The organism is Phenylobacterium conjunctum, from assembly GCF_042679085.1.
Lineage (GTDB): Bacteria > Pseudomonadota > Alphaproteobacteria > Caulobacterales > Caulobacteraceae > Phenylobacterium > Phenylobacterium conjunctum.
In genome coordinates, this window is the sequence record NZ_JBHTLQ010000097.1 from 1 (window position 1) to 7073 (window position 7073).

Genomic DNA, 7073 nt, shown 5'->3' on the forward strand with positions numbered 1-7073 from the left:
CCATGGCGCCGGCCGGGCCGGTGCGCGCGGTCGGGGTGCTGGAAGCGCCCATCGCCGCGGCGGCGGGGCGCCGGCTGTTCAAGGAAAAGCTCACGCTGCGCCAGATGGCCGGCGGCGTGCTGACCGGTCTTGGCGTGGTGATGACCGCGCTCGGCTAGACCCCGCACGCTGCGTTGTGTAGATCGTCTGCATAACGCTGGAGCCCGACGTGGCTGATGACGTCCTGACCGCTGTCCTGTCGCTGCGCCGCGCGGGCTCGCGTGTGGGCGCTGAGCGGATCGCCCTGCTGGAGGCGGTGGCGGCGGAGGGCTCGATCACCAAGGCGGCCAAGGTGCTGGGCCTGTCCTACAAGGGCGCCTGGGATGCGGCGCAGGCGCTGAACAACCTGTTCGACCGGCCGCTGATCCAGGCCCAGGCCGGGGGCGCCAAAGGCGGCGCCGCTGAGCTGACGCCCCAGGGCCAGGCGGTCCTTACCGCCTTTCGCAAGGTGGAGGCGGAACTGGGCGGGGTGATCGCGCGGCTGGAGGCCGGGCTGGGCGGCGCGGACATTGGCGAACTGTTCTGGGGGCTGGGGATGCGGACAAGTGCGCGGAACGCCTTGCGCGGGACCGTCAGCGCGGTGACCGATGGGGCGGTGAACGCCGAGGTCACGCTGAAGGTCGCCGAGGGGCTGGAGATCGTGGCTATCGTCACCCGCGACAGTGTGCGCGAGCTGGACCTCGCGGTCGGCAAGCCGGCCATCGCCCTGATCAAGTCGAGCTTTGTCACCCTGGCGGTGGGCGAGGGGATCCGCACCTCGGCCCGAAACCAGCTGCGAGGATCCGTGATCTCTCGCGAGGACGGGGCTGTGAACAGCGAGATCAGCCTGTCCCTGGCCGACGGCAAGAGCCTGGCGGCGAGCATCACCCTGGAAAGCGCACGCGCCCTGGAGTTGGCGCCAGGCGCCTCGGTCTGGGCCCTGATCAAGGCGCCGCATGTCATCCTGGCCGTGGAGTAATCGGATGCGTCGCGCACTTCTTGCCGGTCTCTTGGCGCTGGCCCTGCCGTTCGCGCCGGCCCGTGCCGCCGAGGTTCCAGCCATCGCCGCCGCGGCGGACCTGAACTTCGCCCTGACCGAGGTGGCCGCCCAGTTCACCAGGGACACCGGCAAGTCGGTGAAACTGACCTTCGGCTCGTCGGGCAACTTCACGACCCAGATCCAGCAGGGCGCGCCCTTTGAGATGTTCCTCAGCGCCGATGAGTCCTACGTCCAGATGCTGGCGAAGGCGGGCCGCACGGACGGGGTGGGCGATCTCTACGCCATCGGCCGGCTGGCGGTGTTCGCGCCGACGGGCTCGCCGGTGAAGGCGGACGCCGGCCTTAAGGACGTGCGTCAGGCCCTGGCCGACGGCCGGCTGAAGGCGCTGGCCATCGCCAATCCGGAACACGCGCCCTATGGCCGCGCGGCGCAGGAGGCGCTGACGCATCAGACGCTGTGGGACGCCGCCAAGCCCCGGCTGGTGCTGGGCGACAACGCCGCCCAGGCGACCCAGTTCGCGGTCACCGGCTCAGCCCAGGTCGGCCTGATCCCCTACGCCCTGGCCCTGGCGCCGGCGGTGTCGAGCAAGGGCGCCTACGCCCTGGTCCCGTCGGCGTGGCACAAGCCGCTGCGGCAAAGGATGGTGCTGATCAAGGGGGCGGACGATACGGCGCGGGCCTTCTACGCCTATCTGAAGACCGCCAAGGTCAAGGCGATCCTCTCCCGTTACGGCTTCACCCTGCCGGCGGGCGTGAAGTAGGGGGCCGCGATTGGACTGGAGCGCCTTTGGGCTGTCCCTGAAGCTTGCGGGCTGGACCTGCGCCATCCTGATCCCGACCGCCCTGGTGATTGGTCGGTTGTTGGCCGGCTGGAAGGGGCCCTTGAAGGGCGTGGCCGAGGCCGCGATCACCTTGCCGCTGGTGCTGCCGCCGACCGTCCTGGGCTATTACCTGCTGGTCGGGATGGGGGCGATGTCGCCGCTGGGGCGCGTATGGGAAAGCGTTTTCGGTCAAGGCCTTGTGTTCCATTTCTCAGGCCTGTTGGCAGCCTCGGTGCTGGTCAACATCCCCTTCGCCATCCAGCCCGTGCAGCGGGCCATGGAGGCTGTGCCGGCCGAGGTGCGGGAGGCGGCCTATGTCAGCGGCCTGTCGCGGTGGCAGACCTTTCGGCGGATCGACCTGCCACTGGCCTGGCCCGGCGTGTTCTCCGCCCTGGCCCTGACCTTCGCCCATACCCTGGGCGAATTCGGCGTGGTGCTGATGGTGGGCGGCAATATCGAGGGCCAGACGCGGACCGCCGCCATCGCCATCTATGACCGAGCCCAGGCCTTCGACACCCAAGCCGCCGGCGCCATGGCCGCGGCCCTGCTGGCCTTCTCCATCGCCGCGATCGGGGTCAGCTACGCCCTGACCGGAGGCCGGCGCCGTGGCTGAGGGCTTAAGCGTCGAGATCGGCCAGAGCCGGCCCTATGCGCTGCAGGCGCGGTTCGCCGTTGCGCCGGGCGAAGTCCTGGCCGTGGTGGGGCCGTCCGGCGGGGGCAAGTCGACCCTGCTGCGCTGCATCGCCGGCCTGCACCCGCCGGGGACCGGCCGCATCACCTGCGGCGAGGCCGTCTGGTTCGACGCCCAGGCCGGCGTGCGCCGCCCGCCGCAGGAACGTTCCGTGGGGCTGGTGTTCCAGGCCTACGCCCTGTTCCCGCACATGACGACCTTGCAGAACGTGACCGCCGCCCTTGGCCATCTGCCGGCCAGCGCGCGCAAGGCCCGCGCCCAGGCCCTGCTGGCCCAGGTTCACCTGCACGGGCTGGAGGGGCGCAAACCGGCGGCCCTGTCCGGCGGCCAGCAGCAGCGCGTGGCCCTGGCCCGGGCATTGGCGCGCGAGCCGCAGGTGCTGTTGCTGGACGAGCCGTTCTCGGCGGTGGACCGGCGGACGCGGCGGGACCTGCAGGCCGAGATCCGCGCCTTGCGCGGCCGGCTGGCGGCGGCGACCCTGCTGGTCACCCACGACCTGGACGAGGCGATGGGCCTGGCCGACCGGGTGCTGGTGCTGGACCAGGGGCGCGTGCTGATGATCGGAACCCCCGCCGAGATCGCCGCGGCCGGCGGCGCAGTCGCCGAAGCGCTCGGGCTCTGACTATTGAGCCGCAAAGAAGGCTTCCGGGTCCTCGACCTCGATCAGCCGACCCTTGCGGATTTCCAGGAAACGCGTCGCCGCCGAGCGCGTGAAGTAGCGGTCGTGGGACACGAACAGGCAGGCGACGTCCGAGGCTTCCAGTTGGGCCTCCAACGCCTCCTGGCCCTCGATGTCCAGGTGGTTGGTGGGCTCGTCCAGCAGGTAGAGGTTGGGCTTGGCCAGCTGCATCCGAAGGAAGGCCAGCCGCGCCCGCTCGCCGTGGCTGAGATCGGCGATCGGCCCCTTGATCCGGACATAGGCGAAGCCGGCCTTGGCGAGCAGGGCGTTGGCCTCGCGCTCGGTCGCGCCTTCGGCTGAGGTCAGGTAGTCGATCAGGCTCGACGTCAGCGGCAGGTCGGCCAGGCGCTGGTCGAAATAGACCAGCCGGGCCTGCGGGTTGAACCGGATCGGGGCCTGGCCGTCATAGTGCTCAATCTCGGGATCGAAGGCCTGGGCGAGGGCGGAGAGCAGGGTGGACTTGCCCGCGCCATTGACGCCCAGCAGGGCGATCTTGTCGCCTGCCGCGACGCTGAGCCTGTCGATGCGGAACAGGTCGCGTGAGCCGTCAGGGACCCGGACCACGTGGTCGTGGATACGCAGGGCGACCTTGGCGTCGATCTCGCCATCATGCAGCTCCAGCCGCCGTTCGCGGGCGGCGTAGGCCTCGGTGCGCTCGGCCTCGATGCGTTCGATCCGCTTTTCCGTAGCCTTGGCGCGCTTGTCGAACTTGTCGTTCTTGATCCCCCAGACCTTGTAGCGCGCCACCACCTTCTGCAGCCGCTCGATCTCCTTGGCCTCGAGCTGGCGGCGGGCGGCGTCGGCGGCGTCGCGTTCAAGCAAGGCCTCGCGCGCCGCCACGAAGGGGGCGTTGAAGCTGTGGGCGCCGTCGGCGCGCAGGAACAGGGTTCGCGTCGTCGCCCGCTGCAGGAAGGCGCGGTCGTGGCTGACCACCAGCATGGGCAGGCGGGCGTCCTCGGCCAGCCAGGCCTCGAGCGTGTTGATGTTGGACAGGTCCAGGTGGTTGGTCGGCTCGTCCAGGATCAGCAGGTCGGGCTCCGACAGGCGCATCGCCGCGGCGATCAGCATCAGCCGGCGCCAGCCGCCAGACAGGGCGCTGAACGGCCGCTCGGCGTCGTCATAGGACAGGCCTACCTCGTCCAGCAGAACGTCGACCTTCCAGTCCTCGGAGCCGTCGTCGAGGGTGAGCGCCTGTTCCAGCACCCGGCGCAGGGGCTGGTCGAGGAGGTGGGCGGGCGCCTCCTGCGGGACGTAGCCGATCTTCAGGCCCCGGGATTTTACGATCTTGCCGCTGTTGAGCTCCAGCTCGCCCAGCAGGCATTTGAGCAGGGTGGACTTGCCGGCGCCATTGTCGCCGACCAGGGCTGTGCGGGCGTCATCCAGCTGGAAGGTGACGTTCTCGAACACCCGGTTTGAGCCGTAGAAGAAGCTCGCGTTTTCAACGCCCAGAACGGCCTGACGGGACATGGTCGGTTCTCAAGGGGCCGGTGCGGCTCGCCAAACAGGAGAGGCTTTTCTAGCGTACCGCGAGCCGCGCGGCTGTAGCGTGCGGGCGACAATGCCGGCCCGGTCATGGCCAAGGCGAGGGCTGCGGTGAAGCCGGCCGGACGGACTGTCATTAAGCCTTGAAATCAACCCATTGAGAGGGCACACGGACGGGAGTCCTGCGAGCGGGGGCTGGAGCGTTCGGACATCCCGTTTCGGGGTGTGCTCCTGGTGTTCCGTTCCAGCCTTACGGCCGTCTTCGATCCCCACCCCTCAGGGCCCTGCATGATTTCGTCCCTCTTCGGCGCCATCTCCAACGATATCGCCATCGACCTCGGCACCGCGAACACCCTCATCTATATGAAGGGTAAGGGCATTGTGCTGAACGAGCCCTCGGTGGTGGCGCTGCGCAACGTGGGCGGCCGCAAGATCGTTCACGCCGTGGGCATAGAGGCCAAGCAGATGCTGGGCCGGACGCCGGGCCACATGGAAGCCATCCGCCCCATGCGCGACGGGGTGATCGCTGACTTCGAAGTGGCCGAGGAGATGATCAAGTACTTCATCCGCAAGGTTCACAACCGCAAGGGCTTCGTGAACCCCAAGGTGATCGTGTGCGTGCCGTCGGGCGCCACCGCCGTGGAACGCCGCGCCATCAATGACAGCTGCCTGAACGCCGGCGGCCGTCGCGTCGGCCTGATCGACGAACCCATGGCCGCGGCCATCGGCGCCGGCCTGCCGATCCATGAGCCGACCGGTTCGATGGTCGTCGACATCGGCGGCGGCACCACCGAGGTGGCCGTCCTGTCCCTGTCGGGCATCGTCTATTCGCGCTCGGTGCGCGTGGGCGGCGACAAGATGGACGAGGCGATCATCAGCTACATGCGCCGCAATCATAACCTGCTGATCGGCGAGACCACCGCTGAGCGCATCAAGAAGGAAATCGGCACCGCCCGGGCGCCGGCCGATGGCGAGGGCCTGTCGATCGAGGTCAAGGGCCGCGACCTGATGCAGGGCGTGCCGCGGGAAGTGCGCATTTCCGAGAAGCAGGCGTCGGACAGCCTGTCCGAGCCGGTGGGTCAGATCGTCGACGCCGTGAAGATGGCGCTGGAAGCGACCCCGCCGGAACTGGCCTCCGACATCGCCGATAAGGGCATCATGCTGACCGGCGGCGGCGCGCTGCTGCGCGGCCTCGACGCCGAGATCCGCGACCATACGGGCCTGCCGGTGACGGTGGCCGATGACCCGCTCTCCTGCGTGGCCCTCGGCTGCGGCAAGGTGCTCGAACATCCCAAGTGGATGAAGGGCGTTCTGGAAAGCACCCTGGCCTAGAACTTGCTATTCAGCGACCGGAGGCGCAGGGGGCGTCCTCCGGACAGACGGGCATCCAGGTGGCGCTTAGGGATAATCCGTTCGGTGAACTGAAGGTGCCGCTGGCCTTGACGGCCGCGGTCGCCCTGCTCGTGGCCGTCGTGGTCGCTATCGCCATCCTACTGTCCGACCGGCGCGAGACCCTGAAGGAAGAAGCCTATGGCGTGACCCGTCAGGTGGGTGACGCCGTGGCTGCGCCAGTGTCCGGCGTCGTCGCCGCGCCCGGCCGTTGGGGCGGGCAGGGGCTCGACGCCCTGCGCGGCTACTTCTTCGCGGTCTCGGAGAACCGCCGGCTGAAGGCCGAACTCAAGGAAGCCCGCCAGTGGCGCGATGTCGCCCTGGCCCTGCGCGACACCAATGACCGCTATCACGCCCTGCTGGGCCTGAAGACCGAGCCGCCGATCCCGATGGTGGCCGCGCGCACGGTCAGCGATTCCCGAGGGCCCTTCGCCAACAGCCGGCTGGCCAACGCCGGCAAGGAAAAAAACGTCGAGCCGGGCAATCCGGTGATGAGCGAAAACGGCCTGGTCGGCCGGATCATCGGGGTGACCAAGGGCGCGAGCCGCATCCTGCTGCTCACCGACGTCGCCTCGCGGACGCCGGTGATGATTGACCGGACCAATGCGCGGGCGATCCTGACCGGCGACGGCGGCCCTAATCCGCGGCTGGAATACCTGCGCGGCAAGGAGCCGGTGCGCCAGGGCGACCGGGTGCTGACCTCCGGCGACGGCGGGGTCCTGCCGCGCGGCCTGCCCGTGGGCGTGGCCGTAAAGGGCCTGGACGGGCGCTGGCGGGTGGTGCTGGCCTCTGACACCGCCCCGATCGATTTCGTGCAGATCCTGCTGTTCAAGGACTTCACCCAGCTGTCGGCCAGCGCCAAGGCCGAGCTGGACCGGATGGATCCGCTGCCGCCCTCGGAGGGCGCCGCCACCATCACCGCCCAGACGCCGCCGCCCGCGCGGGCGCCCGCACCGCCCTTGCCCAAGCCGGCGGCGGCGACGCCGCTCGGCGC

At 69.5% G+C, this 7073-nt stretch carries 7 protein-coding genes; 6 read left to right on the forward strand and 1 reads right to left on the reverse strand.

Annotated features, from left to right (window positions below; all coding sequences use genetic code 11):
- Positions 1 to 208: 208 nt before the first annotated feature.
- Genes ACFQ27_RS20380 through ACFQ27_RS20395 form a run of 4 tightly spaced genes read left to right on the forward strand, consistent with a single transcriptional unit; the run spans position 209 to position 3151 of the window.
- Positions 209 to 997, forward strand: coding sequence for a TOBE domain-containing protein (locus ACFQ27_RS20380; protein WP_377354862.1), 789 nt, complete (start codon positions 209 to 211; stop codon positions 995 to 997).
- A 4-nt stretch (positions 998 to 1001) separates the two neighbouring features.
- Entirely contained in the window at positions 1002 to 1778 is a 777-nt protein-coding gene (gene modA / locus ACFQ27_RS20385) for a molybdate ABC transporter substrate-binding protein (protein ID WP_377354863.1), read from the forward strand.
- 10 nt (positions 1779 to 1788) lie between these two features.
- Positions 1789 to 2451, forward strand: coding sequence for a molybdate ABC transporter permease subunit (modB, locus tag ACFQ27_RS20390; RefSeq protein WP_377354864.1), 663 nt, complete (start codon positions 1789 to 1791; stop codon positions 2449 to 2451).
- Positions 2444 to 3151 carry an ABC transporter ATP-binding protein gene (locus ACFQ27_RS20395; RefSeq protein ID WP_377354866.1) on the forward strand — a complete coding sequence of 236 codons (708 nt, stop codon included), beginning with the start codon at positions 2444 to 2446 and terminating at the stop codon, positions 3149 to 3151. The genes modB and ACFQ27_RS20395 overlap by 8 nt, the downstream gene beginning before the upstream one ends.
- Here the strand turns inward: ACFQ27_RS20395 and ACFQ27_RS20400 are convergent, their stop codons facing one another.
- Positions 3152 to 4675 carry an ABC-F family ATP-binding cassette domain-containing protein gene (locus ACFQ27_RS20400; protein ID WP_377354867.1) on the reverse strand — a complete coding sequence of 508 codons (1524 nt, stop codon included), beginning with the start codon at positions 4673 to 4675 and terminating at the stop codon, positions 3152 to 3154.
- A 303-nt stretch (positions 4676 to 4978) separates the two neighbouring features.
- On the opposite strand from ACFQ27_RS20400, the gene ACFQ27_RS20405 reads away from it, so the two are divergent.
- Both ACFQ27_RS20405 and mreC read left to right on the forward strand, forming a co-directional pair.
- Positions 4979 to 6022 carry a rod shape-determining protein gene (locus tag ACFQ27_RS20405; protein WP_374344837.1) on the forward strand — a complete coding sequence of 348 codons (1044 nt, stop codon included), beginning with the start codon at positions 4979 to 4981 and terminating at the stop codon, positions 6020 to 6022.
- A gap of 59 nt (positions 6023 to 6081) precedes the next feature.
- Positions 6082 to 7073, forward strand: a 992-nt coding sequence (gene mreC / locus ACFQ27_RS20410) for a rod shape-determining protein MreC (RefSeq protein WP_377354868.1), incomplete at its 3' end; no start/stop codon positions are given.